At 52.3% G+C, this 25,316-nt stretch carries 21 protein-coding genes, 2 tRNA genes and 1 riboswitch; of the genes, 11 read left to right on the top strand and 12 right to left on the bottom strand.

What is annotated here, in order from left to right; all coding sequences use genetic code 11:
- Positions 1-322: 322 nt before the first annotated feature.
- The 5 genes from KKH3_RS17325 to orn all read right to left on the bottom strand — a co-directional run bounded on the left by KKH3_RS17325 (position 323) and on the right by orn (position 3,462).
- Positions 323-1,588, bottom strand: a complete 1,266-nt coding sequence (locus KKH3_RS17325; protein ID WP_039361890.1) for a DUF1835 domain-containing protein — start codon at positions 1,586-1,588, stop codon at positions 323-325.
- Positions 1,589-2,044: 456 nt separating this feature from the next.
- Positions 2,045-2,251 (bottom strand): Arm DNA-binding domain-containing protein, encoded by a 207-nt coding sequence (locus KKH3_RS17330; protein ID WP_039361893.1) that lies wholly within the window; start codon positions 2,249-2,251, stop codon positions 2,045-2,047.
- 224 nt (positions 2,252-2,475) lie between these two features.
- Positions 2,476-2,551 (bottom strand) — tRNA-Gly (locus tag KKH3_RS17335).
- A 76-nt stretch (positions 2,552-2,627) separates the two neighbouring features.
- Positions 2,628-2,703, bottom strand: a tRNA-Gly gene (locus tag KKH3_RS17340).
- A 216-nt stretch (positions 2,704-2,919) separates the two neighbouring features.
- Positions 2,920-3,462 carry an oligoribonuclease gene (gene orn, locus KKH3_RS17345; RefSeq protein WP_039361895.1) on the bottom strand — a complete coding sequence of 181 codons (543 nt, stop codon included), beginning with the start codon at positions 3,460-3,462 and terminating at the stop codon, positions 2,920-2,922.
- Positions 3,463-3,645: 183 nt separating this feature from the next.
- On the opposite strand from orn, the gene rsgA reads away from it, so the two are divergent.
- The 3 genes from rsgA to mscM all read left to right on the top strand — a co-directional run bounded on the left by rsgA (position 3,646) and on the right by mscM (position 9,247).
- A complete protein-coding gene (gene rsgA / locus KKH3_RS17350) occupies positions 3,646-4,695 on the top strand; it encodes a small ribosomal subunit biogenesis GTPase RsgA (protein WP_039361898.1) in 1,050 nt (349 codons plus the stop codon).
- 143 nt (positions 4,696-4,838) lie between these two features.
- Entirely contained in the window at positions 4,839-5,867 is a 1,029-nt protein-coding gene (gene asd / locus KKH3_RS17355; protein WP_039361902.1) for an archaetidylserine decarboxylase, read from the top strand.
- A gap of 56 nt (positions 5,868-5,923) precedes the next feature.
- On the top strand, positions 5,924-9,247 hold the full coding sequence (gene mscM, locus KKH3_RS17360) for a miniconductance mechanosensitive channel MscM (protein WP_039361904.1): 3,324 nt from the start codon (positions 5,924-5,926) through the stop codon (positions 9,245-9,247).
- A 51-nt stretch (positions 9,248-9,298) separates the two neighbouring features.
- On the opposite strand, the gene epmA is transcribed toward mscM, so the two are convergent.
- On the bottom strand, positions 9,299-10,276 hold the full coding sequence (epmA, locus tag KKH3_RS17365; RefSeq protein WP_039361907.1) for an elongation factor P--(R)-beta-lysine ligase: 978 nt from the start codon (positions 10,274-10,276) through the stop codon (positions 9,299-9,301).
- Positions 10,277-10,750: 474 nt separating this feature from the next.
- Between epmA and frdA the strand changes: the two genes are divergently transcribed.
- The 5 genes from frdA to KKH3_RS17390 all read left to right on the top strand — a co-directional run bounded on the left by frdA (position 10,751) and on the right by KKH3_RS17390 (position 14,754).
- Positions 10,751-12,547, top strand: coding sequence for a fumarate reductase (quinol) flavoprotein subunit (frdA, locus tag KKH3_RS17370; protein WP_039361910.1), 1,797 nt, complete (start codon positions 10,751-10,753; stop codon positions 12,545-12,547).
- On the top strand, positions 12,540-13,277 hold the full coding sequence (locus KKH3_RS17375; protein ID WP_039361913.1) for a succinate dehydrogenase/fumarate reductase iron-sulfur subunit: 738 nt from the start codon (positions 12,540-12,542) through the stop codon (positions 13,275-13,277). Before frdA ends, KKH3_RS17375 begins: the two co-directional genes overlap by 8 nt.
- 13 nt (positions 13,278-13,290) lie before the next feature.
- Positions 13,291-13,686 (top strand): fumarate reductase subunit FrdC, encoded by a 396-nt coding sequence (gene frdC / locus KKH3_RS17380; protein ID WP_039362583.1) that lies wholly within the window; start codon positions 13,291-13,293, stop codon positions 13,684-13,686.
- Between the two features lie 14 nt (positions 13,687-13,700).
- The gene (frdD, locus tag KKH3_RS17385) at positions 13,701-14,057 is read left to right on the top strand and encodes a fumarate reductase subunit FrdD (RefSeq protein ID WP_039361917.1); all 357 of its coding nucleotides are present in this window, start codon (positions 13,701-13,703) and stop codon (positions 14,055-14,057) included.
- 112 nt (positions 14,058-14,169) lie between these two features.
- Positions 14,170-14,754, top strand: a complete 585-nt coding sequence (locus tag KKH3_RS17390; protein ID WP_039361919.1) for a lipocalin family protein — start codon at positions 14,170-14,172, stop codon at positions 14,752-14,754.
- A gap of 166 nt (positions 14,755-14,920) precedes the next feature.
- On the opposite strand, the gene KKH3_RS17395 is transcribed toward KKH3_RS17390, so the two are convergent.
- From KKH3_RS17395 to efp, 3 genes are all read right to left on the bottom strand, one after another.
- Positions 14,921-15,274 (bottom strand): DMT family protein, encoded by a 354-nt coding sequence (locus KKH3_RS17395; RefSeq protein ID WP_005972979.1) that lies wholly within the window; start codon positions 15,272-15,274, stop codon positions 14,921-14,923.
- 112 nt (positions 15,275-15,386) lie between these two features.
- Positions 15,387-15,518, bottom strand: a complete 132-nt coding sequence (locus tag KKH3_RS17400; RefSeq protein ID WP_015841890.1) for an entericidin A/B family lipoprotein — start codon at positions 15,516-15,518, stop codon at positions 15,387-15,389.
- A gap of 175 nt (positions 15,519-15,693) precedes the next feature.
- Entirely contained in the window at positions 15,694-16,260 is a 567-nt protein-coding gene (efp, locus tag KKH3_RS17405) for an elongation factor P (RefSeq protein ID WP_015841891.1), read from the bottom strand.
- 42 nt (positions 16,261-16,302) lie between these two features.
- On the opposite strand from efp, the gene epmB reads away from it, so the two are divergent.
- Positions 16,303-17,355, top strand: a complete 1,053-nt coding sequence (epmB, locus tag KKH3_RS17410; protein ID WP_039361923.1) for an EF-P beta-lysylation protein EpmB — start codon at positions 16,303-16,305, stop codon at positions 17,353-17,355.
- A gap of 53 nt (positions 17,356-17,408) precedes the next feature.
- Here epmB and KKH3_RS17415 read toward each other — a convergent pair whose 3' ends face one another.
- Positions 17,409-17,753, bottom strand: a complete 345-nt coding sequence (locus KKH3_RS17415; RefSeq protein ID WP_039361924.1) for a DUF4156 domain-containing protein — start codon at positions 17,751-17,753, stop codon at positions 17,409-17,411.
- Between the two features lie 358 nt (positions 17,754-18,111).
- Here KKH3_RS17415 and KKH3_RS17420 point away from each other — a divergent pair, with 358 nt between their 5' ends.
- Positions 18,112-19,542, top strand: coding sequence for a capsule assembly Wzi family protein (locus tag KKH3_RS17420; RefSeq protein WP_412458871.1), 1,431 nt, complete (start codon positions 18,112-18,114; stop codon positions 19,540-19,542).
- 74 nt (positions 19,543-19,616) lie between these two features.
- Here the strand turns inward: KKH3_RS17420 and pgi are convergent, their stop codons facing one another.
- Entirely contained in the window at positions 19,617-21,266 is a 1,650-nt protein-coding gene (pgi, locus tag KKH3_RS17425) for a glucose-6-phosphate isomerase (protein ID WP_039361926.1), read from the bottom strand.
- 201 nt (positions 21,267-21,467) lie between these two features.
- Positions 21,468-21,660, top strand: a riboswitch (Lysine riboswitch).
- A gap of 114 nt (positions 21,661-21,774) precedes the next feature.
- On the opposite strand from pgi, the gene lysC reads away from it, so the two are divergent.
- Positions 21,775-23,151, top strand: coding sequence for a lysine-sensitive aspartokinase 3 (lysC, locus tag KKH3_RS17430; RefSeq protein ID WP_039361929.1), 1,377 nt, complete (start codon positions 21,775-21,777; stop codon positions 23,149-23,151).
- 363 nt (positions 23,152-23,514) lie between these two features.
- On the opposite strand, the gene KKH3_RS17435 is transcribed toward lysC, so the two are convergent.
- On the bottom strand, positions 23,515-25,161 hold the full coding sequence (locus KKH3_RS17435) for a Na/Pi cotransporter family protein (RefSeq protein WP_039361930.1): 1,647 nt from the start codon (positions 25,159-25,161) through the stop codon (positions 23,515-23,517).
- Positions 25,162-25,316 lie beyond the last annotated feature (155 nt).

A 25,316-nucleotide genomic window follows, 5' to 3' on the forward strand; every position in this document is an offset into this window, starting at 1 on the left:
GATGGCTCCTTGTCGGCTACGAGCGACGAACGGATATTGCGGAGCTCAAACACAAGTTAATATTCCTCTGAATATTACCCACTATTGCAGATGCGGTTAGTGCATCCACGTGGGATGGCGAATTGAACAGTTAGTAGAATCATATTAAATATGCCAGGCAGGTACCAAAATAGAAGTGTTTCTGGCAATGTCACTTTAGAAAAATCCATCGTTAGAAAAGTCGAAATGAATCGCCACACATAACTTAGAGAATTCGGCTCCTTTAGAACTTTGTTGTGGCGATTCTGATGCAATAAGCAATCTAATTACTTCACTTCCACCTTTATTTGTTCAAAACAGAGTTATTCCACACCGGTCTGTTGTTTTCATCAAGCATCCAATGGGACTGACCTGGTTTAATACACACCCCTCCTATCCATCGTTCATGAGTTGCGTAATCAGGCCAGTAAACCAGACCAGTTAAAACTTCACGCCCCAACTGAGTAATCGTCAGTGTGCGTTCTGTCCATTCCTTATGAACATCGAGTTCCACAAGGAGCGGCTGATCCGTATCTATAAGAGGCCGCATCAAACTATAAAACATCACGTCGCCAAGGAATGGAAGTGGCTCACGTACCCGCGTAAGTTCATTAAATACTCTGCGAAAAGTTATAGCCTCTCTTCCATTTATAATTTCCAGAGCCAGACGTTCAGTCAGGGATACCCCCCCACTAATCGAAGGCAATTCCTGTAACTGCCTTAGCAAGGCAGGAGCCAGAAAGGGTAGGGTTTCGTGATGGCAATTCGCCATACTGGCAAGCTCAACAGGGGAATTACTACAAAAAGCTGACCAGGCTTGCCTAGCCAACTGTAACATGTCTTTATTCACTGGTTTACGTTGTAACCATAGCCATGCCAGTACATCGGGGGCGAGCTGACCAATCCCGATAAATCTCGAAATTCCGGGTATTCCATTGATTTGTATGAGCTCCAGATTCGGAGGCAAACGGTCAAGCCCAGCCAATAAGCGAACTAAAAAAAGCTGATCATATGCATCCGCTTCGCACCACAGAACGTTGTGGTTATCTCCTTCCAACAACTCGAGACTTTTATATTCTTCTTCAACACGATGTAAGGCTTCTTTATGCTGTATTCCAAATGTACGGCTGATATAGCCGCTCCGCATGTTCTTAAATTCATCAAAATGTAAATTTCTAACAGGCCCCATGCATAAAGGGTCGGTTAACATACGGAAATTACCCTTGAAACCAGCAATTCGTAGGTTGTGGGCGATATCGTTGCCACAGCGCCAATGTGTTGTAAGCACTTCATCGCTGGTTTTGAAATCCGGATTCCTTGCAGCAAAACTAATAGCATCGACATGAGCTTTAAGTTTCATCCAGCTACTGAACCCCAACTTTCTGGCAATCAGCCACTGAGCATCAGTTAAGGTGGGTTTTGATCGAGGGTTTCCAGTTGAAAGTCTGGAATAAGATTCTGGAGATGCCGTACCATTTCTTAAATGTCTAAGAAGTTCTTTGGCAAGTTTACGCTGATAGTCGAGGTTGATTTTACCGTTTTCTGGCTGCGGTTTCGCTTTTGTAGACATACGATCTCCTGACACAAACCTTTTCCGCTTTGAGGCTGGAGTCGTAACCGTATATTTGAATACAAGTACCTGGGCGCAGCCCTTTCCGCGGATGGTGGCGTGGAGAACACCGTGATAAAATATAGCTGATTAAATATACGCTTACAATAGTAGTATCCACTCATTAGCCAATAGCTGTCATGGCCTACTTCCGATGATTGAGATATTTGAGCCTGACCTATGTCTGCTTCTGGCACTTAGCCGACTGCCAGATTAGATTATGCTCAGATTAGCAAAAGAGCCAGACCGAGAGTGAGTCAGTACTCTTCGACTTATTCAACAGCGCCCTACAGCGCTTTCCCATAAACCCGCGCTACATACAGCCAGCGCCTGATTCACTGTTTGTGTTAAGGTTGTTACGCATCAATGCGTATGCGAAAGACAAGAGCAAACAGGATGCCGCCCTAATGCGTTGGACTACTGGCGATAGATTCGCGGATCGCCGCCTCCGGCTAACGGCGCACGCAATTCGTCGCGCTGCTGTTTACACTGCAACGAAAAACGGAAGTGCCATTTTTTCGCGCCGTTGGCGGTTACGAACAGCGACAGCCCATCGCTGTCGTTCAGGGTGTAGGCTTTGGCAGTGATGCGGGCTTGCCGGGCAACGGCATCGGTTAACGCCATAGGATATGCCTCCTTCAAGGTTGAAGAGAGGTGTACCGCACACAGGGAAGCGACTCAGCAAACAATCCGTAGCCGTAACGCACCCGATTTTCGTGTACTAATTTGTGTACTACTTCGGCGTGGTTGACGGTGGTTTTCAGCGGGTTTCGCTGGATGCTCAACAGAGCAATTAGCTTGTTAAATCAGGGAGTTAAAGACGTGATGGACATATAAAAAACAAGAATTGGAGCGGGAAACGAGACTCGAACTCGCGACCCCGACCTTGGCAAGGTCGTGCTCTACCAACTGAGCTATTCCCGCATATCGGACAGACACTAACAGGCGTTACGTCTGATTACTGCACACTGCCTGTATGGTGACAAACAGTGATAAAACTTGGAGCGGGAAACGAGACTCGAACTCGCGACCCCGACCTTGGCAAGGTCGTGCTCTACCAACTGAGCTATTCCCGCCCGGGAAATCTTTACGCGATGTTGACGTTCTTTAATTGAAATTCTTCATCGGTATGGGGTGCGCATTATACGAGAAATCCGTTTAACCGCAAGCCCCCAAAAATGAAAAATCGTCTGACTGCTGATAAAAAAAACAATACGCTGACAAAACAGGCGTTGTGACGTAAATAGCAGCAGATCGCTGGACATCACGCCCTATCCGCTTTGCGCCACCGACTACAGTCGCAGAAAGTTCTCACGGTAATAGGCCAATTCCGCCAATGATTCGCGAATATCGTCCATCGCCTGATGCGTACCTTGCTTCTTAAAACCCGTCAGGATTTCTGGCTTCCAGCGTCTCGCCAGCTCTTTGAGCGTGCTGACATCCAGATAGCGGTAGTGGAAGTAAGCTTCCAGCTCTGGCATATAGCGGAACAGGAAGCGGCGATCCTGGCCGATGCTGTTGCCACAAATCGGCGATTTACCCGCCGGTACCCATTTTTGTAAAAATGCCAGCGTTTCTAACTCGGCAGCGCGTTCATCCGTCGTGCTGGCTTTGACGCGATCCGTCAGGCCGCTGGCACCATGCGTACGCACATTCCAGTCATCCATCAGCGCCAATTGACTATCTGACTGGTGCACCGCCATGACCGGCCCTTCAGCCAACACATTCAAGTTTGCATCCGTCACCAGCGTGGCGATCTCAATAATGCGATCGTGCTCCGGGTTCAGACCAGTCATCTCGAGATCGATCCAGATCAGGTTATTTTCATCTACCATCGTGGGAATTCCTGTTGCATTGTGCCCTGTCGTCGAGACAAGGATATCAGTATCAATCTCAATGCTGATACCGACAAGGTGGTATCAGTTAATTAAAATCAAATAGGGTGTATTATAGTCCGTTCAAACGCGGCGAGCGACAACCCGCTGTCGTGAACGGTAAATCGTCTTAAGTGAGGCTCAGTGAGCAAAAAGAAACTGTCGAAAGGTCAGCAGCGTCGGGTTAGCGCAAACCACCAGCGTCGCCTGAAAAAAACGGAAAGCAAAGTCGAATGGGAAGATAGCCAACTGGGCGATGCGCAGGAAGGTATTATCATCAGCCGATTCGGTATGCACGCCGATGTGGAAGCCGCCGATGGCGTGGTGCACCGCTGCAACATTCGTCGGACCATTCCATCGCTGGTCACGGGCGACCGCGTCGTCTGGCGACCCGGCCATGAATCACTCGCTGGCATCAGCGGGATCGTGGAAGCTGTTCACCCTCGCCATTCAGTCCTGACCCGCCCCGACTATTACGATGGCATTAAACCGATCGCCGCCAATATCGATCAGATCGTGATCGTCTCGGCGATCTTGCCTGAGCTGTCGCTGAACATTATCGATCGCTATCTGGTCGCCTGCGAAACGCTGGAGATCGAACCGCTGATCGTGTTGAACAAAATTGACCTACTGGATGACGAATCCCGCCAGTTTGTTGATAAACAAATGGATATCTACCGCGCGCTCAACTATCGCGTGTTGATGGTTTCCAGCCATACTCAACAGGGTATTCCTGAACTGGAGCTGGCGTTAACCGACCGTATCAGTATTTTCGCCGGACAGTCAGGTGTCGGGAAATCCAGCCTGCTTAATGCGCTGCTCGCACTGGGTGAAGAACGCATTCTGGTAAACGAGGTGTCTGATAACTCAGGATTGGGGCAACACACCACCACCGCCTCCCGGCTTTACCACTTCCCGCACGGTGGCGACGTGATCGACTCACCGGGCGTGCGCGAATTTGGTCTGTGGCATCTGGAACCTGAACAGGTTACGCGTGGTTTCATTGAGTTACGTAAATACATCGGCTCGTGTAAGTTCCGCGACTGTAAACATGAAAACGATCCAGGCTGCGCTATCAATGCCGCACTTGCGCGTGGAGAGATTGCCACAGAGCGCTTTGATAACTATCACCGGATTCTGGAAAGCATGGCGCAAGTAAAAACGCGTAAAGGCTTTTCGGATACAGACAACTGACATTTATCATGACCATCGTTACAATGCGCCCCCTTTGAGGATAAGTGAATCCACTTATTTCTCTCTGGGCTACCGCTGGCAGCGTCAAGTGTGTTCCCCAGATAGGTTGTTTTATAGCGCACTATTAATCCAAGAGGCTCACCGTGCTGGATAATATCAAAATCAAATTACAGTATTGGCTTCCCAAGATTTGGCTGACCCGCTTAGCGGGCTGGGGAGCAAATAAGCGTGCGGGAAAACTCACCAAGCTGGTGATCGATCTGTTTGTCCGCCAATATAACGTCAACATGCAGGAGGCGCAGCAGCCGGATACCGCCTCCTATCGCACGTTTAACGAATTTTTCGTTCGCCCTCTGCGCCCAGGCATTCGCCCTGTCGATCCTCATGCGCACCGTCTGGTGCAGCCTGCTGACGGCGTACTGTCGCAGTTTGGCCCCATTACCGACGGCAAGCTGATTCAGGCGAAGCATCACGACTACACACTGGAAGCGCTGCTGGCAGGCAACTATGTGATGGCCGATCTGTTCCGTGACGGTCTGTTCGCCACCATTTATCTTTCACCGCGTGATTATCACCGCCTCCATATGCCGTGCGACGGCGTGCTGCGCGAGATGATTTATGTACCGGGTGACCTGTTCTCCGTCAATCTATTGACGGCCGATAACGTGCCGAATCTGTTTGCGCGTAACGAGCGTGTCATTTGCCTGTTTGATACGGAATTCGGCCCATTGGCACAAATTCTGGTGGGCGCGACCATTGTCGGCAGCATCGAAACCGTGTGGTCAGGCGTGGTGACACCACCGCGTGAAGGCATCATCAAGCGTTGGACTTACCCGCAGGCGGGTGAAGAAGGTGCCGTCATGCTAGCGAAAGGCGAGGAAATGGGCCGCTTCAAGCTGGGCTCAACCGTGATTAACCTGTTTGCCGCAGGCAATAATCTCCAGTTTGCTGCACACCTGAATACCCTAAGCGTGACGCGTATGGGCGAACCATTTGCCGAAGTCCGTCAGGATGAGCAAACGCCTGTTGTTTTCCCGGAAGGAACCGAGTTGGAAGAAAACGACGTCGCACAATCGCCTGTCGCGGCAATGCCTGAGCCTGTTCAGGTTGAGGGACAACATCCTGCGGCTGAGGCATCCGGCCAGACGGGCCACAAACCCGACGCGCCGTAAATAACGTCCGACTTTGGTCGCTTGTAAGAGTATTATTTGTAATAAAGGTAGCTAACGTGCGTCTGATTCTGGCTGTTCTTTTGGGATGTTTATTATCAACTGCCACGTTGGCTGCCACTGCGCCCAATGAGGCGCAGTTACGCCAGCAACTACAGCAGGCGGAAGCCAACAAAGGTGCAGCCGATCAGGCGAAAATTGTTGAGGAATATCAAGCTGCACTGAACACGCTCCAGGATCGCAAAGAGTCACTGGAGCGCGCCACACAGTATCAGCGCGTCATTGATGATTTTCCCAAGCTGGTTCAAGAGCTGCGTCGCCAGCTTAATGCCGAAGACGGCAAACCCTCGCCTATTTCAGAAAGTCTCTCTAGCAACGATCTCGAGCAGCAGCTACTGCAAACCAGCAGCCAACTGTTGGAACAGGCTCGCCAGCTCCAGCAGGAACAGGATCGGCTGCGCGAAATCAGCGACTCACTGAGCCAGCTTCCGCAGCAGCAAACTGAAGCCAGCCGCATGCAAGGCGATGCGGAACGCCGTATTCAATCTCTCGGTACACCCGCAACCCCACTGGGGCAAGCGCAGCTCACAGCACTTCAGGCCGAATCCGCACTGCGAAAAAGCCGGGTGGACGAACTGGAGCTGGCGCAGCTATCAGCCAGCAATCGTCAGGAGCTGTCCCGTCTACGCGTCGAGCTGTATAAAAAGCGCCACGACAGGCTGGATCTGCTGCAACAGGATTTACGCAGCAGACTCAACAACCTACGCCAGCGCGAAGCCGAACAGGCATTAGAACGTACCGAACTGCTCGCGGAACAAAGCGGCGATTTACCGAGCGTCATCAGCAAGCAGCTACAGGTTAACCGCGAGCTCTCCGTCGCGCTGAACCAACAAGCGCAGCGGATGGATCTTATCGCCTCTCAGCAGCGCCAGGCTGCCACGCACACCATTCAGGTGCGTCAGGCGCTGAGCACCATTCGCGAACAGGCACAGTGGCTCGGCGTCTCACCGATATTGGGTGAAACATTACGGGCACAGATAGCCCGCCTGCCGGAAATGCCCAAGCCCCAGTTGCTGGATAGCGATATGGCGCAGTTGCGCGTACAGCGCTTGCACTTTGAAGACCTGATCAACAAACCGCAAGATCTTGATAATGCCAAGCAGGATAGTGGCGATCCGCTGACCAGCGCACAGCAGCGCATTCTGGCCGATCAGATGCGTACCCAGCGCGACCTGCTGACTTCACTGATCTCCGGCTGTGATTCACAGATACTCGAACTGACCAAACTCAAAGTCGCCAATAACCAGCTGGCAGATGCGCTAACCGAAACACGCGAAGCGGCCCATCGCGACCTATTCTGGGTGGCGGATGTCGATCATGTCACTTTCTCCTATCCGCTTAAACTGGTACAGGATCTGACGCGTCTGCTGTCACTGGATACGCTGACGCAGCTGGGCAGCGCGCTGGTCATGATGGTGACCAGTCAGGAAACCGTGCTACCGCTGCTGGGCGCGTTGCTGCTGGTTGGTTTCAGTATCAGCTCACGTCGTCACTATCATGCGTTTATGGAGCGCGCCAGCAGCCGCGTCGGTAAGGTCACGCTCGATCACTTTATGCTGACGCTGCGTACCGTGTTCTGGTCCATCCTTACCGCTCTGCCACTGCCCGTACTCTGGGCCGCATTGGGATACGGGCTGCAAAACGCCTGGCCTTACCCGATTGCCGTCGCCATCGGCGACAGCGTGACCGCCACCGTGCCGCTGATGTGGCTGGTAATGATCAGCGCCTCATTCTCACATCCGCAGGGGCTGTTCATTGTTCACTTCCGCTGGTCGCCCGAGCGTGTAGCCAGAGCGATGCGCTACTATCGTCTCTCCATCGCCTTTATCGTGCCGCTGATTATGGCGCTGATTACGTTCGATAAACTCAACGATCGCGAATTCTCTAGCACGCTCGGGCGGCTCTGCTTTATCCTGCTCTGTATGGCGTTGAGTTTGGTCACAACCGGATTAAAACGCGCGGGTATTCCGCTGTACCTGGATAAAGAAGGCTCGGGGGAAAACTCCGTTAACCGCGCGATGTGGAACATTCTGATCGCCATGCCGCTCGTTGCCGCGCTAGCCTCCTGCATCGGCTATCTGGCGACAGCACAGGCGCTATTAGCCCGCCTGGAAACCTCCGTTTCTATCTGGTTCTTCCTGCTGGTGGTTTACCACATTATTCGCCGTTGGATGTTAATTCAGCGCCGCCGCATCGCCTTCGACCGCGCCAAACAGCGTCGTTCGGAAATTCTGGCGCAGCGTGCCAAAGGTGAAGAAGACACGCCGTCTGCATCATCCCATGAAAGCAGCTCGGAAGCGGTGGAAGAACCCGTCGTCGATCTGGATGCCATCAGCGCCAAATCCTTGCAGTTGGTGCGATCCATCCTGACGCTAATCGCCTTGGTTTCTGTGATCGCGCTGTGGTCGGAAATTCATTCCGCCTTCGCGTTCATGGAAAATATCAGCCTGTGGGATGTCTCCAGCACGGTTAAAGGCGTAGAGAGCGTACAGGCAATTACGCTGGGATCGGTGCTGATCGCGATTCTGATCTTCATTATTACCGCGCAGCTGGTGCGTAACCTGCCCGCCTTGCTGGAGCTGGCGATCCTGCAACATCTGGATCTGTCACCGGGCAGCGGCTACGCCATTACCACCATCAGCAAATATATTCTGATGCTGATCGGCTGTCTGATGGGCTTCTCGTTGATCGGGATCGAATGGTCGAAACTACAATGGCTCGTCGCCGCTCTCGGTCTGGGATTGGGATTCGGCATGCAGGAAATCTTCGCCAACTTTATTTCCGGCCTGATCATTCTGTTTGAAAAACCCATGCGTATCGGCGATACCGTCACAATCCGCGATCTCACGGGGAGCGTCATGCGCATTAATACCCGTGCCACCACCATTTCCGACTGGGATCGCAAAGAGATCATCGTGCCGAACAAGGCGTTTATCACCGAGCAGTTTATCAACTGGTCGCTGTCGGATTCGGTCACGCGTGTTGTGATGACGGTGCCTGCTCCAGCAAATGCGAACAGTCAGGAGGTCACGGAACTGCTGATGGACGCAGTGAAGCGTTGTTCGCTGATTCTGGATACGCCGGAACCGGAAGTCTTTTTGGTCGACCTGCAACAGGGAATTCAGATTTTTGAACTGCGTATTTTTGCCGCCGAAATGGGGCACCGTATGCCGCTGCGCCACGAACTGCATCAACTGATTCTGGAAAATTACCGCAAACACAATCTGGAACTTCCTTTCCCACCGTTCCAGGTGAAAATGGACAATCTGTCACGCAGTGGGAAAACGCTGACGCCACGGCAGCGGACGCCGGGCAGCTTATAAGAAAGGAAAACGGGCGGCAGCCAGATGTGGCGCCGCCCTGCTTCAAACCGGTTACGCGCGCTCTACGGAGAACGCAATCACGTCACTCAACTGCTCGGCATTCAGCGCCAGCATAATCAAACGATCCACGCCCAACGCCACACCCGCACACTCAGGCAGACCGTGTTTCAGCGCCGCCAGCAGGTTTTCATCGATCGGCTGCTGTGGCAAATCACGTGCGGCACGTTTGCGGTTATCCTGCTCAAATCGCTGACGTTGCTCATCGGCATCGGTCAATTCACGGAAGCCGTTCGCCAGCTCAATCCCTTTGAAATAAACTTCGAAACGTTCGGCGACGCGATGGTCTTCTGAACTGATCTCTGCCAGCGAGGCCTGCGTAGCTGGGAAATGGTAGACAAACGCGGGCTTGTCCCGCCCGATGTTCGGCTCTACACCAAAGGTAAACAGCATCTGCACCAACGAATCGCGATCGTCTTCACGGCAGGCGATATCGCCAAGCCCGAGTTTTTCTGCCGCTTCGCGCAGTTGCGCTTTATCAACAGACAGCGGGTCGATTTCCAGATGGCGTAGAAATGCCTGCTGATAGGAGAGCATTTCCGCACTTTCACAATCCAGTACCTGCTGTAACAGATCATCGACCTCATTCATCAGGCGGTACATATCATAGTGAGGGCGATACCATTCCAGCATGGTAAATTCTGGATTGTGGTGTCGGCCTGACTCTTCATTGCGGAAACTGCGGCACAGCTGAAAGATCGGCCCACTGCCAGCAGCCAGCAAACGCTTCATATGGTATTCCGGGCTGGTCATCAAATACAGCGTCATGCCATCCGCAGCACCGGGGCCAACGAAACGGGTCTGGAACGGGTATAAGAAAACATCCGTTACCGTGGCCTGGCTCATCGCAGGCGTTTCAACCTCCAGTACACCACGATCGGTGAAGAAACGTCGGACAGCAGCAATGATCGACGCTCGTTTCAACAAATTAGCGACAGAAGCACTAGGTTGCCAACTTGCCGTCTCGCTCATGGTTCTTACTCCAAAGTCAAACAGGGGGTGCAGTCTACCCGCATCAGCCCAAATTTCCAGCGGAAAAAAGGCCAGACGTGCTTTTCAGCCATGTATGCACTACCCTCTAAGAAGAGGCGCTCAGGATAGCAGCCATCAATTATATCCAGTGGATCATTTTCTTATATCCACCTCAAAAGGGTTATTAAAGAAATAAAAGCATTATTCCCCTGTAAATAAGCCTTTCGATCACGTTTTTATCAATAAATACGCGACCTGCTGAAAAAACCACAAAATGCGGGATCACATCAAATTTCACCTACCTATAATTCGGTATAATCATTCCCACACAAAAATTATAGGTTTATCTATTCTTTATACGTCTATCACATAATTTTAAGCGGGTTTGCTATTAAGCTCGGATATAAAGACAGAAATGAATAGATATTATTTTTTTATTTTAACTTAATTAACTTAAGTAACTGGAGGAATGCATTGCAAACCTTTAATGCCGATTTGGCCATTATCGGGGCCGGGGGAGCTGGCCTACGAGCGGCAATTGCTGCCGCAGAAGCCAACCCCCAACTGAAAATTGCGCTGATCTCAAAAGTCTACCCAATGCGTAGCCATACCGTGGCGGCAGAAGGTGGGTCAGCAGCAGTGACTCAGGAACACGATAGCTTCGATTATCACTTCAACGACACCGTTTCCGGTGGCGACTGGCTGTGTGAACAAGACGTGGTTGAGCACTTCGTCAAACACTGCCCGGAAGAGATGATTCAACTGGAACAGTGGGGCTGCCCCTGGAGCCGTAAACCGGATGGTTCTGTCAACGTGCGCCGTTTTGGCGGGATGAAGATCGAACGTACCTGGTTTGCTGCCGATAAGACCGGCTTCCACATGCTGCATACCCTGTTCCAAACCTCCCTTAAATATCCACAAATCCAACGTTTCGACGAGCACTTTGTCCTCGACGTTCTGGTCGATGACGGTCAGGCACGTGGTCTAGTTGCCATCAACATGATGGAAGGTTCACTGATTCAGATCCGCGCTAACGCCGTGGTACTGGCGACAGGCGGCGCAGGTCGCGTGTACCGTTACAACACTAACGGCGGTATCGTCACGGGTGACGGCATGGGCATGGCGTTCCGCCACGGCGTACCGTTGCGTGACATGGAGTTCGTTCAATATCACCCGACCGGTTTGCCTGGCTCCGGTATCCTGATGACCGAAGGCTGTCGCGGCGAAGGCGGCATCATGGTCAACAAAGATGGCTACCGTTACCTGCAAGACTACGGCATGGGCCCGGAAACGCCGCTCGGCCAGCCGAAAAACAAATACATGGAGCTGGGGCCGCGCGATAAAGTCTCGCAAGCGTTCTGGCACGAATGGCGCGCAGGCCGCACCGTCTCAACCCCGTTGGGCGACGTGGTTTACCTTGATCTACGCCACCTCGGCGAGAAGAAACTTCTGGAACGTCTGCCGTTCATCTGCGAACTGGCAAAAGCCTACGTCGGCGTCGATCCGGTGAAAGAGCCGATTCCTATTCGCCCTACCGCGCACTACACCATGGGCGGCATTGAAACCGATCAAAACTGCGAAACCCGTATCAAAGGTCTCTTCGCCGTCGGCGAATGTTCTTCTGTTGGTCTGCATGGCGCGAACCGTCTGGGCTCCAACTCGCTGGCCGAACTGGTGGTCTTCGGACGCGTTGCGGGTGAACACGCCGTGCAACGCGCACAGGCGGCAGCCCCTGCCAACGGCACGGCGCTGGACGCACAAATCCGCGATATCGAACAGCGCCTGCATGACCTGATGAATCAGGAAGGCACAGAAAGCTGGGCGAAAATCCGCGACGAAATGGGTATGTCGATGGAAGAAGGCTGTGGTATTTACCGCACCACTGACCTGATGCAGAAAACCGTCGATAAGATGGCAGAGCTGAAAGAACGCTTCAAACGCGTGAAAATCACCGACCGCTCCAGCGTGTTCAACACCGACCTGCTGTACACCGTTGAGCTGGGCCATAGTCTGGATGTTGCGGAATGTATGGCGCATTCGGCGATCAACCGTAAAGAATCCCGCGGCGCACACCAGCGTCTGGATGAAGGTTGCACCGAGCGTGATGACGTTAACTTCCTGAAGCATACGCTGGCGTTCTATAACCCAGAAGGCGCACCTCATCTGGAGTATAGCGATGTGAAGATTACCAAACTTCCACCGGCCAAACGCGTATATGGTGCAGAAGGTGATGCACAGGAAGGCAGCAAGAAGGAGCAGGCGAATGGCTGAGATGATCAAAACCCTGAAAATGGAAGTCATGCGCTATAACCCTGAACAGGACAGCGAACCGTATTTTGAAGCGTTCGATGTTCCGTACAACACGCAGACGTCCTTGCTGGATGCGCTGGGTTATATCAAAGATAACCTGGCACCTGACCTGTCCTACCGCTGGTCCTGCCGCATGGCGATCTGTGGTTCTTGCGGCATGATGGTGAATAACGTCCCCAAATTGGCCTGCAAAACCTTTTTGCGTGACTACACCAAAGGTCTAAAGGTCGAAGCACTGGGCAACTTCCCTATCGAGCGCGATTTAGTGGTCGATATGACCCACTTTATCGAGAGTCTGGAAGCTATCAAGCCGTATATCATCGGCAACGATCGTAAACCTGCTGACGGCCCGAACAAACAGACTCCGGCGCAAATGGCGAAGTATCACCAGTTCTCCGGCTGTATTAACTGTGGCCTGTGCTATGCGGCATGTCCGCAGTTCGGCCTGAACCCTGAGTTCATCGGCCCGGCAGCGATTACGCTGGCGCACCGTTATAACCTGGACAACCGCGATCACGGCAAGAAAGAGCGTATGGCGCAGTTGAATGGCAATAACGGCGTCTGGAGTTGTACGTTTGTGGGCTACTGCTCAGAGGTGTGTCCGAAGCACGTCGACCCAGCCGCTGCTATCCAGCAAGGCAAAGTCGAAAGCGCGAAAGACTTCATGATCGCCATGCTGAAACCACAATAAGGGAGGGACAATGATGACATCTAAACGTAAAGCGTATGTGCGCGACATGTCGCCGACCTGGTGGAAAAAGCTGGGGTTTTATCGCTTTTATATGTTGCGTGAAGGGACTGCCGTCCCTGCCGTCTGGTTCAGTATCGTACTGATGTGCGGCGTCTTCGCACTGAAAAACGGACCGGAAGGCTGGGCAAACTTCGTCAGCTTCCTGCAAAACCCGCTGGTGCTGCTGATTAATATCGTTGCACTGCTGGCCGCCGCGCTGCACACCAAAACCTGGTTTGAACTCGCGCCGAAGGCCAGCATTATCATCGTTAAAGATGAAAAAATGGGGCCAGAGCCACTCATTAAAGGGCTGTGGGCTGTCACCGTGGTGGTAACCGTAGCCGTTCTGGCGATCGCCTTACTATTCTGAACAGGAGAAATAACGTGATTAACCCAACGCCAAAACGTTCTGACGAACCACCTTTCTGGGGCCTGTTCGGCGCTGGTGGGATGTGGAGCGCGTTCTTCGCCCCGGTGATCATCCTGCTGGTCGGTGTGATGCTGCCTCTGGGCGTCTTCCCGGACGCGTTAACCTATGAGCGCATCGCCGCGTTCAGCCAGAGCTTCATCGGCCGCGTCTTTTTACTGTTGATGATTGTACTACCGCTCTGGTGTGGCCTGCACCGTATCCACCACGCGATGCATGACCTGAAAATCCACGTTCCTGCTGGAAAATGGGTGTTCTACGGCCTGGCAGCAATCCTGACTGTGGTTACCACCATCGGTGTCGTTACGCTGTAAGGGGTAACACCGACCTTAACGGCCTGTGCAATATTGCAGGCCGTTTTATTTCCCCGCCTGACCACGTCCATCGTCTACACTGGAACAACGATGCAAACGATGAGACGTCAATATCATGCCCTTTAACGCTACTCGCTTTAACACCACTTTCCTCAAATCCCTTATCTTCAACATCAGACGATGCGGGAAGGCATGTGCTGCCGCACTCGTGGCGCTCTTTTCTGTCGCCTGTAGCGTAACGCCGCCCGACAACGTTACCGTCGTAGAAAATTTTGACATTAATCGTTACCTCGGCACATGGTACGAGATCGCCCGTCTCGACCACCGCTTTGAGCGCAATCTGGAACGCGTGACGGCAACCTACAGCCCGCGGGATGACGGTGGCATCAAGGTGATCAATCGCGGCTTTAACGTCGAAAAACAGGAATGGAAAGAAAGCACCGGGAAAGCCTATTTCACGGGCTCACCTCAGCGTGGCGCGCTAAAAGTATCGTTCTTCGGGCCGTTCTATGGCGGTTACAACATTATTGAACTGGATGATGACTACCGCTACGCCCTGATTTGCGGGCCAAACCGTGACTACCTGTGGATTCTCTCACGCACGCCAACGTTGGATGTTGCGACACGCGACAAACTGGTCGCCACAGCCAAACGCTACGGCTTCCCGACAGAGGCACTCATCTGGGTCAATCAGTAATCTGAGCATGTTGACCACAACACGGAGACGAAACGTCTATACCCTAAATAATTCGAGTTGCGTGAAGGCGGCAACCGAGCGAATCCCCAGGAGCTTACTCAGGTAAGTGACTGGGGTGAGTAAGGGCGGCCAACGCACAAGCAGCTTGAAGTATGACGGGTATGCGTTATCCCATAATCTTATCGCGGAACATAAAGAAAACCGCGCCCAGTAGGCACAGCCCCGCCCAGATATAATCGGTGCGGAACGGCTCTTTTAAAATGAACATGGAGAAAGGGATAAATACGGAAAGGCTGATCACTTCCTGCAATATTTTCAATTGACCGGCAGAAGCAACCTGATAACCAATCCTATTTGCGGGCACCTGTAACAGATATTCAAATAATGCGATCCCCCAACTGATCAACGCAGCAATTATCCAGGTTCGGCCACTGAAATAGCGTAAATGCCCATACCAGGCGAACGTCATAAATATATTACTCAACGTCAGCATGCCGACAGTAATGAAAAGAGGCGACATTATTACTTCTCCGAGTGATCCACTTTCACATTATCTCGCCGCGGGGAAGAAAACACCATCACGGCATTTTCTTCCACTCGGAAAAGTTATTACGACTTATTTCCTATGTTGATTATTGGGCACTGCGCTGAATGGCCTTACCGCCCGCTTCAACATCTTGCCCAACACCTCGGGTGGTATTACACCCCACCACCGCAGAGAGAATAACCAGAGAGAAAATGGCAACACACGCTTTCTTCAGCATACTCGGTTCCTTCTTTATAAGAGTTGGATTTCAACGGTACGAAAGGACTGCTTTTTAAGCGTAGCCAATTTTGGTTATTGTGGAGGATTTTTAAGGCAGGGAGCAGAAAAGGAAAGCGGGAATGAAGAACCAATCAAAAGGCCGCCCTCGCAGAAGGCGGCCTTTTTCGCATTAATTACTTAACGCGTGATACGTATTCACCAGAACGCGTGTCAACTCGGACAACTTCGCCAATCTGCACGAACAATGGCACTTTAACGACCGCGCCGGTGCTCAGCGTTGCTGGCTTACCGCCAGTACCTGCGGTATCGCCTTTCAGGCCAGGATCGGTATCGGTGATTTCAGCTTCGATGAAGTTCGGTGGCTGAACAGCGATAGCACGACCATCCCACAGGGTAACGATACATTCAGCGTTGTCTTGCAGCCATTTTGCAGAATCACCAACGGTCTTCTCTTCAACCTGATGTTGTTCAAACGTCTCAGGGTGCATGAAGTGGTAGAACTCACCGTCGTTGTACAGGTAGTTCATATTAGTATCGACTACGTCTGCACCTTCTGCTGAGTCGGTAGACTTGAAGGTTTTTTCAACGCGAGAGCCCGTCAACAGGCGACGCATTTTTACACGAGCAAAAGCCTGGCCTTTACCCGGCTTCACAAATTCACTGGATTCGATGGCATACGGCTCGCCTTCGAACATGATTTTAAGACCGGAACGGAAATCGTTGCTAGAATAAGTCGCCATAAAGGCCCTCTACAATTTTAATACTGGTACGAAGCCAAAAAAATGGCACACATTGTAACCCTAAATATACCTTCCAGAGAAGATTGGTTGCAGCAACTTGCAGACGTAATTACCGATCCTGATGAATTACTGCAACTTTTGGCACTGAACGATCACGCTAAACTCCGGCAAGGCAGTGATGCACGCCGGCTTTTTGCCTTGCGTGTACCACGCGCATTCGCGGCACGGATGCAAAAGGGCAATCCTGACGATCCGTTGCTGCTACAGGTATTGACCGCGCGTGAGGAGTTTATTGCCACTCCTGGCTTCACCCATGACCCGCTTGATGAGCAACACAGCGTCGTTCCGGGGCTACTGCACAAATATCACAACCGCGCCCTGCTACTGGTTAAAGGCGGCTGTGCAGTAAACTGCCGCTACTGCTTCCGCCGCCATTTCCCCTATCAGGATAATCAGGGCAACAAGGCAAACTGGCGTCAGGCGCTGGATTATATCCGCCAGCACCCGGAACTGGATGAAATTATTTTTTCCGGCGGCGACCCGCTGATGGCTAAAGACCACGAGCTGGACTGGCTGATCACCGAGTTGGAACACATCCCACATGTGAAACGCCTGCGCATTCATAGCCGTTTGCCTGTGGTGATCCCTGCACGCATTACCGACGCGCTGTGCGATCGCCTGTCACGCAGTTCGCTTCAGGTGCTACTGGTGACGCATATTAACCACCCGCAGGAAATTGATCCTGATTTAACACAAAGTATGGCGCGTTTGCGCCGTGCGGGCGTGACGCTGCTCAACCAAAGTGTGCTGCTGCGCGGGGTGAATGACAGCGCTGAGACGCTTGCCCGACTCAGTAATGCGTTATTTGACGCGGGAATTTTGCCTTATTACCTGCACGTACTGGATAAGGTTCAGGGAGCCGCGCATTTTCTGGTAGATGACAACGAGGCGCGCGTCTTGGTTAAAGCGCTGCTGAAGAAGGTATCCGGCTATCTGGTGCCCCGTCTGGCGCGGGAAATCGGTGGGGAAGCGAGCAAAACGCCGTTGGATTTAGGAATGAAGCAGCGTCAGGACGATACCGGGCTATTGCGTTGATTGGTGAGTAAACAACGGTGAGAGCAGACCACTCTCACCGGGTTTTTCTTAGCTTAAGGACATTTGTAAACGCTGCCGTTCATTTTGCTGTCTAGCGGCGCAAAGCTTGACCAGAAGGTCTCACTTGGGCTAGTCGCACCATAGATGGTATTGCCTCCCATCGCCGCCGCGTTATTGCGCAGATCGTTTGCCGCACCACGCAGAGAACTGCCGTCGCCATGGTTGCCCGCCAACCAGTTAGACTGGCTACCGCTGGCTTGCCCCAACAGTTGGCATTCGCTTCCTGGCTTGGTATCCGTGAACGTCACAGCCTGCCCAGCCGCACTGAGTTGACTGGTGCTGCTGCACCCCGCCAACAAAACTGCTGCGGATAGCCCCAACAAAATACGAACCTGCATGTCTTCCTCCTTGCGATTGAAAACCCACCACTGCTCACCGCATATCATACGACGTTTCCCTTGCAATCTCTTGTCATCCCGCTCGTTTACACGGGATGAACGTCAAAAATGAGAATTAACACGATTGATCTCACCTTAGTAAAAATTCGTTTTTTTGGGGAATTAGTAAGAAAACAGTCAGCATTATCTGAATAATGCCTCAAATGCCATTTATGGTTATTTCAGCAATTCCATACTCTGTATTCTGTCTGATAAATACGTTACCGCCTGATGGGAAAGGAACTGAGCATCGAGCACATTCACGTAATTAACACGAATTAGTAGATATATTAAGACAATACATGAAGGAAACCATTGTATGGCGATGAAAAAATGCTTAGCCACCCTTATAGGTTCGTTTTTATGTGTGTCGACTAGTCATGCGGCAGGCCTTATCGCACCAGACAAGACGCTTCGTAACGATCTGTCCTGGCTATCCGATCGCGGTGTTATCCAGACTAGCTTGACCACCTGGCCTCTAAGTCAGGAAGAAATTGAATCTGCTCTTTCTCGAGCCAAACCAGTCACGGCAACAGAAAAAGCCGTGATCACCCGCGTTGAACAACGGATCGGCCAGCTTAAATCGAATGTTCGTATCACGGGCTATACATCAACAGACAGACCCGGCCTGCCCCAAGGCTTCGATAGCCGACACAACAGCGATCATGCATTGTCTATCGGTGTCGGCGCCAGCGATGAATTCTGGGATATCAACCTTAAAGGAACACTTGAAGGCAACCAAACCATTGCAGATCAGTCCCGTGGAAATATTGATGGCTCCTATGGGGCGGTGAAGATTTTTAATCAATGGTTGTCGTTCGGGAAAGTCTCACAATGGTGGGGACCAGGCTATGAAGGGAGTTTGATACGATCCGACGCCGCTCGTCCGGTCACAGGATTTATCTTACAGCGCGCCGATCAATCACCGTTTGAAACGCCTTGGCTGTCATGGATGGGTCGCTGGCAATATCAACTCTCTGCCGGGCAATTAGAGCAATACAGCGCCGTACCTGACACAAAAATTATCGGTGGTCGCTTGTCAATTCAACCGACAGAATTTCTTGAGCTCGGCGCTTCCCGCATCATGCAATGGGGAGGAGAAGGACGCCCTCGTTCGTGGGGTTCATTTTGGGATGGTGTAGCCGGACGTGATAACACAGGCACGAACGAAGAACCAGGTAATCAGCTAGCGGGATTTGATTTCAAGCTGAAAATGGCAACGCTTGTCGGTGCTCCGATTAGTTTGTATGGGCAGCTAGTGGGTGAAGATGAAGCGGGGATGCTACCATCCAAAAACTTTTACCTACTCGGCATTGAAGGCCACCCCGAATGGGGCACGTCTACCATCAATTGGAATATTGAGGGAACGGATACACGAACTAATGGTAGCGCGGATAATGTTACCTATAACCATCATATCTATAGGAATGGATATTATCAGCAAGGGTATCCGCTGGGATATACCGCAGGTGGCGATGCGCAGGTACTTTCTGGTCGAGTAGAACTGGCGCTCGACGACGGGCAACGTTGGAGTACTCGCATCATGTACGCCAAAGTGAATCCCAACAGCCAAAGTATCAACCGTGCATTCCCTCGCTCAGATACGCTAAAAGGGATTGAGTTAGGGTGGGGCTATGACTTTGACTCAAAAATCAAACTGGATACCATGGCCTGGTACACCGATAGCAACCACGGCACCAGTGATGATGTCGGTGCAGGTATCGGTATTGAAATTCCTATCAATTTGTAACGGGTAACCATAAAAAAAGTGAGGAGCTTTCTCCTCACTTTTTCATTTTTAGCACCTGACGCCTAACAACACGCTCAACGACGCCACGCCTTGAAGCGGTTGATCAGTCCGTTGGTGGAACTGTCATGGCTGTCGATCGTGCTGTCATTTTCCAGCTCTGGCAGAATACGGTTCGCCAGTTGTTTCCCTAACTCCACACCCCACTGATCGAATGTGAAGATGTTCAGGATCGCGCCCTGAGTGAAGATTTTGTGCTCATACAGCGCAATCAGCGCGCCCAGGCTGTATGGGGTGATTTCACGCAGCAGGATAGAGTTGGTTGGACGATTGCCTTCAAACACTTTAAACGGCGCGACGTGTTCCACCTCTTTTGCACTTTTGCCTGCCGCTGCAAATTCTGCTTCCACCACGTCACGGCTCTTACCAAACGCCAGCGCTTCCGTCTGTGCAAAGAAATTCGACAGCAACTTGCTGTGATGATCGCTTAATGGGTTATGGCTAACCGCTGGTGCAATGAAATCACACGGAACCAGTTTGGTGCCCTGATGGATCAGTTGGTAGAATGCATGCTGGCCATTCGTGCCCGGTTCGCCCCAGATAATCGGCCCGGTCTGGTAATCCACCGGATTGCCATTGCGATCGGCAGATTTCCCGTTGGATTCCATATTTCCCTGTTGGAAATAGGCTGCAAAACGGTGCATGTATTGGTCGTACGGCAGAATCGCTTCAGTTTCGGCACCGAAGAAATTGTTGTACCAAATGCCGATCAGCGCCAGCAGCACGGGCAGGTTTTTCTCCGCTGGCGTGGAAGCAAAGTGCTTGTCCATCGCGTGCGCACCGCTGAGCAGTTTTTCAAAGTTATCAAATCCTAAAGAGAGAATGATCGACAGCCCAATCGCCGACCACAGGGAGTAGCGTCCGCCCACCCAGTCCCAGAATTCGAACATGTTGTTAGTGTCGATACCAAATTCGCCAACAGCTTTCGCGTTGGTGGACAGTGCGGCAAAGTGCTTGGCGACGTGTTTATCGTCCTGCGCCGCTTTCAGGAACCAGTCGCGAGCGCTGTGCGCATTGGTCATGGTTTCTTGCGTGGTGAACGTTTTCGACGCGACGAGGAACAGCGTGGTTTCTGGATTCAGCGGCTTCAACGTTTCAGCGATATGCGTGCCGTCAACGTTGGAGACAAAGTGCATATTGAGGTGATTTTTATAAGGCTTCAGCGCTTCCGTTACCATGAACGGGCCCAGATCGGAGCCGCCGATACCGATGTTAACCACATCGGTAATTGTTTTGCCGGTATAGCCTTTCCACTCACCGCCAATTACTCGTTCGCTGAAATCTTTCATCTTCGCCAGCACGGCGTTGACTTCTGGCATCACATCTTTGCCATCCACCAGAATCGGCGTGTTGCTGCGGTTACGTAAGGCAACGTGCAGAACGGCGCGGTCTTCCGTGCGGTTGATTTTCTCGCCAGCAAACATGGAATGAATCGCCGCAGACAGATCCGTTTCTCGCGCCAGCGCGTGCAGCTTTTCCATCGTTTCCGCCGTAATGCGGTTTTTGGAGTAATCCACCAGCATCTGATCGTCGAACGTTGCGGAAAAATGCGCGAAACGATCGCTATCTTGTGCAAACAGCTCGCTGATTTGCACGTCTTTCATCGCGTCAAAATGGGTTTGTAATGCCTGCCAGGCGGCAGTTTGGCTTGGATTGATATTTTTCATAATGCGACTTTCTCTCTAAGCATGAGTTCAAAGTGACTGAATCGATTGTATCCCTTAAAATCCCGATTGAGATCCCTTTTCTTGCTAAAAGCGGTTTATGCCCTGTCGTTTACTGACTGCTTGTAGTTTGCTGACAGATTGTTTATTGACAGAAACCGCATAACCCGTTATTTGTAACACCGTACTTGCACACTCGGTGTGCAAGCCAGAAGAGGCGCGTCGCCCAGGTAAGATATCGGAGGAACCGTAATCCGCTGATGATATCCGAGGGGGAGCGACGCCGAGATGTGGTGAAATACGGCTTTCACCCTATCGACTACAGAGGCTGAATCCTCTGGGTTGTCACCGGATTAGTCCTGATGGACGTCCAGCAAGGTGGAGCGCTTCTGGGTGTATCGTAGTGATTTTCTACGCCTGCCCCCTACTTTTGCTCTCCCCCTGTGCCAAGGCTGATTAATGGAATGCTGTTTACTGAAAACAGCCTACCCCCTGACACGAGGTTTTTGACATGTCTGCAATTGAAGTATCCGCAAACGCGAACTCTACCGTTATTGCCAAATTCGGCGGCACCAGCGTGGCGGACTTTGACGCCATGAATCGCAGTGCCGATGTGGTGTTATCCAACACGAATGTGCGCGTTGTGGTGCTGTCGGCGTCGGCAGGTATCACCAATTTACTGGTCGCGCTCGCGGAAGGTCAAACGCCCGAAACGCGCGCCGAGCATCTGGCAAAAATCCGCCAGATCCAGTACGCCATCATCGACAAGCTGACCAACCAAAGCGTGATTCGCGATGAGATTGATCGCATGCTGGACAGCGTTACCACGCTGTCTGAAGCGGCGGCACTCGCGACGTCCAACGCCCTGACCGATGAACTGGTCAGCCACGGCGAACTCATGTCTACCCTGCTGTTTGTTGAGATTTTGCGCCAACGTGATGTCGTTGCTGAATGGTTTGATGTACGCAAGATCATGCGTACCGACGATCACTTTGGCCGTGCTCAGCCGGACTGTGACGTGCTAGGTGAACTGACTCGCAGCCAGTTACAGCCGCGTCTTGAGCAAGGTCTGGTGATCACTCAGGGCTTTATCGGCAGCGAGGCGAAAGGCCGCACAACCACGTTGGGTCGCGGCGGTAGCGATTATACTGCGGCGCTGCTGGGCGAAGCACTCAACGTCAGCCGGATTGATATCTGGACCGATGTTCCCGGCATCTACACCACCGATCCACGCGTGGTGCCGACCGCAAAACGCATTGACCAAATCATGTTTGAAGAAGCCGCCGAAATGGCCACGTTTGGCGCGAAAGTCCTTCACCCGGCCACGTTGCTGCCTGCGGTACGTAGCGATATTCCCGTGTTCGTCGGCTCAAGCAAAGATCCCGCCGCTGGCGGTACGCTGGTGTGCAATAAAACCGAAAACCCGCCGCTGTTCCGCGCACTGGCGCTGCGTCGTAAACAAACGCTGCTTAAGCTGTATAGCCTGAATATGCTACACGCACGCGGTTTTCTGGCCGAAGTGTTCAGCATTCTGGCGCGTCACAACATCTCCGTTGACCTGATCACCACGTCAGAAGTCAACGTCGCGCTGACGCTTGATACAACCGGTTCCACCTCAACGGGTGACAGCCTGCTGTCGAGCGCCTTACTGACCGAACTGTCATCGCTGTGTCGGGTAGAGGTTGAAGAGAATCTGTCGCTGGTCGCGCTGATCGGCAACAATCTGTCTCAGGCCTGTGGCGTCGGGAAAGAAGTATTTGGCGTACTGGAACCGTTCCGTATCCGCCTGATCTGCTACGGCGCCAGCAGCAACAACCTGTGCTTCCTGGTACCGGGTGATGACGCCGAGCGAGTCGTGCAAACGCTGCACCGCAGCCTGTTCGAGTAAGTTAGCTCCGCTTAATCTGTCTCTTCGTCATATTTTTATGCAGGTGTGGAGACAGTTTCGTGCGCCAGAATATAATCATCTTCATGCTACCCCGTAGCACGCGCCCGACACAGGGCGGCTCAATCGCCGTCGCCCTGTGAACCCTGGCTTTCAGCTAAATTATGTCGCTGCGCGATGCCTTCGTCGGTATCAAGCTTAACGGACCGCTTGCGACACGTTCCCGACGTGGCGCAAGCTTTCGCCGCATCCATGCGGCTCATCCTAAGCCTGCTATCTCCTCAGCATAATTTCTTACGCCGGATAACAGGCCGCCCCGTTTGCGCTTTGCATAAAGTATAACTAAGAGGCTCCCGCCAAAGGAAATCACAGTGTCAGCGGCGATTCCTCACGCTCCTCTTCCCCATCTTGCTGCACAATCAAGACGTTATACGCCACCGCGCAGAACAGTGAATTCAATCGGTTCATGTCCCCAAGCAGGCTCAAATGGAGCGAACTGGTTTCCAGACTCTGTACGTTGTGCTGATGCAAACGATCGACATGCGCATGTGCATAACGGCGGTTCATAATGCGGAAGCGGTGCTTGGCACGGCGCAGGCGTTTCGCACTGGTAACATCCTCTGACAGGAAAACCGACAGCCCCAGACGCAGATTTGCCAGCAGTTGTTCATGCAGGAGGTTCAACTCTTCCAGCCCTTGCGCGGAAAACGCCATGCGTACGCCCGAGGAATGATTGGCAATGTCATCAGCCATGCGTTCGATAATATCTCCCGCCTGTTCCAGATTCAGCGCCACTTCGATCACCTCAGCCCAGCGCCGAGAATCTCGCTCATCCAAGCCGTCTTTCTGAATCTGCGCCAGATAGAGCTTAATCGCGGTGTAAAGGATATCGACATCATCATCAAGTCGGCGAATCTCCCGCCGCTGCATATGGTCGCCCTGTAAGACTTCACGGTACAAACGCAGCATTTGCTCCAGCACATCGCCAATACGCAGCGTTTCTCGTGCAGCATTGGTCAGCGCCAGCGCAGGCGTGTCCAGCGAGCTGGTGTCCAGATGGCGCGGTTTCATCTGGAGATCAACCTGCGGCGAATCCGCAATCATCGCGCAGGACAGCCGCGCGACCACACCAGTAAGCGGAATCAGCAGCAGGCAACGAATCAGGTTGTAGAACAGATGGAAGTAGATCACCAGCTCTTCGGCGCTTAACGGAATGCGCGTCAGCCAGCGCGAAAGCGGCTCAACCAGCGGCAGCACAACTAAACAGCCTATCAATTTGAACAGCATGCTACCGAGCGCGACGCGCCGGCCTGCCGCATTCTGCGTCGAGGTGCTCATCATCGTCAGTAACCCGCTGCCCAGATTGGCACCGATGACCAGACACATTGCGACTTCCAGCGAGATCACACCGCTTGCCGTCAAGGTTGCCGTCAGCAACACGGCGGCCAGGCTGGAATAAGTAATCACCGCGAACAGCGCGCCAGCCAGTGCATCCAGCATGACGTCGCCCGTCAGCGAGGAAAACAGCACCTTCACGCCCGACGTTTGTGTGATAGGAGCCGCAGCCACGACAATCATTTCCAACGCCAGCAAAATGAGCCCAAGCCCAATCGCCACGCGCCCCACCTGACCAACCCGCGTTTGTTTACGGCTGAGGAAAAATATCACGCCCAGAAAAATCAGCAGCGGAGAAAGCCAGGACAGATCGAACGTCAGAATTCGCACCATCAGTGCCGTACCGACATCCGCCCCGAGAATAATCACCAGCGCAGGTGTTAATGCCACCAGCCCCTGGGAGACAAAAGAGGTCGTCAGCAACGCGGTCGCATTACTGCTCTGCACCAGCGCAGTAACGCCGATGCCAGCCATAAAAGCCAACGGTTTTTTCTCAACGCTATCGCTGAGAACCCGCCGTAACTGGGTGCCATAAACCCGCATGATACCGGTACGGACAATGTGAGTGCCCCATACCAGTAACGCAATCGCAGAAAGGAGATTCAGCAGTGTTAACAAAAGTCCGCGCCTCCAGTTAAACGTGTGGTGATGACATAATGAACGACTATCTTACCAGATGTTGGCAGACCGTACTGCGAGGAAGCCCGCGTCAAAGCAAAATCGTCCAGCGATCAAGGACTGATAAAAATTAATTAACTGACAATATTTAAAAA

Origin of the sequence: Pectobacterium actinidiae (assembly GCF_000803315.1) — a bacterium.
GTDB lineage: Bacteria > Pseudomonadota > Gammaproteobacteria > Enterobacterales > Enterobacteriaceae > Pectobacterium > Pectobacterium actinidiae.

Excerpts from the sequence above, each read along its gene's own strand:
- epmB (WP_039361923.1), top strand. The coding sequence starts at position 16,303 with ATGGCACACATTGTAACCCTAAATATACCTTCCAGAGAAGATTGGTTG.
- epmA (WP_039361907.1), bottom strand. The coding sequence starts at position 10,276 with ATGAGCGAGACGGCAAGTTGGCAACCTAGTGCTTCTGTCGCTAATTTG.
- efp (WP_015841891.1), bottom strand. The coding sequence starts at position 16,260 with ATGGCGACTTATTCTAGCAACGATTTCCGTTCCGGTCTTAAAATCATG.
- KKH3_RS17400 (WP_015841890.1), bottom strand. The coding sequence starts at position 15,518 with ATGCTGAAGAAAGCGTGTGTTGCCATTTTCTCTCTGGTTATTCTCTCT.
- KKH3_RS17325 (WP_039361890.1), bottom strand. The coding sequence starts at position 1,588 with ATGTCTACAAAAGCGAAACCGCAGCCAGAAAACGGTAAAATCAACCTC.
- KKH3_RS17395 (WP_005972979.1), bottom strand. The coding sequence starts at position 15,274 with ATGTCGCCTCTTTTCATTACTGTCGGCATGCTGACGTTGAGTAATATA.
- KKH3_RS17420 (WP_412458871.1), top strand. The coding sequence starts at position 18,112 with ATGGCGATGAAAAAATGCTTAGCCACCCTTATAGGTTCGTTTTTATGT.
- pgi (WP_039361926.1), bottom strand. The coding sequence starts at position 21,266 with ATGAAAAATATCAATCCAAGCCAAACTGCCGCCTGGCAGGCATTACAA.
- KKH3_RS17415 (WP_039361924.1), bottom strand. The coding sequence starts at position 17,753 with ATGCAGGTTCGTATTTTGTTGGGGCTATCCGCAGCAGTTTTGTTGGCG.
- KKH3_RS17375 (WP_039361913.1), top strand. The coding sequence starts at position 12,540 with ATGGCTGAGATGATCAAAACCCTGAAAATGGAAGTCATGCGCTATAAC.
- lysC (WP_039361929.1), top strand. The coding sequence starts at position 21,775 with ATGTCTGCAATTGAAGTATCCGCAAACGCGAACTCTACCGTTATTGCC.
- frdC (WP_039362583.1), top strand. The coding sequence starts at position 13,291 with ATGACATCTAAACGTAAAGCGTATGTGCGCGACATGTCGCCGACCTGG.
- KKH3_RS17330 (WP_039361893.1), bottom strand. The coding sequence starts at position 2,251 with ATGGCGTTAACCGATGCCGTTGCCCGGCAAGCCCGCATCACTGCCAAA.
- orn (WP_039361895.1), bottom strand. The coding sequence starts at position 3,462 with ATGGTAGATGAAAATAACCTGATCTGGATCGATCTCGAGATGACTGGT.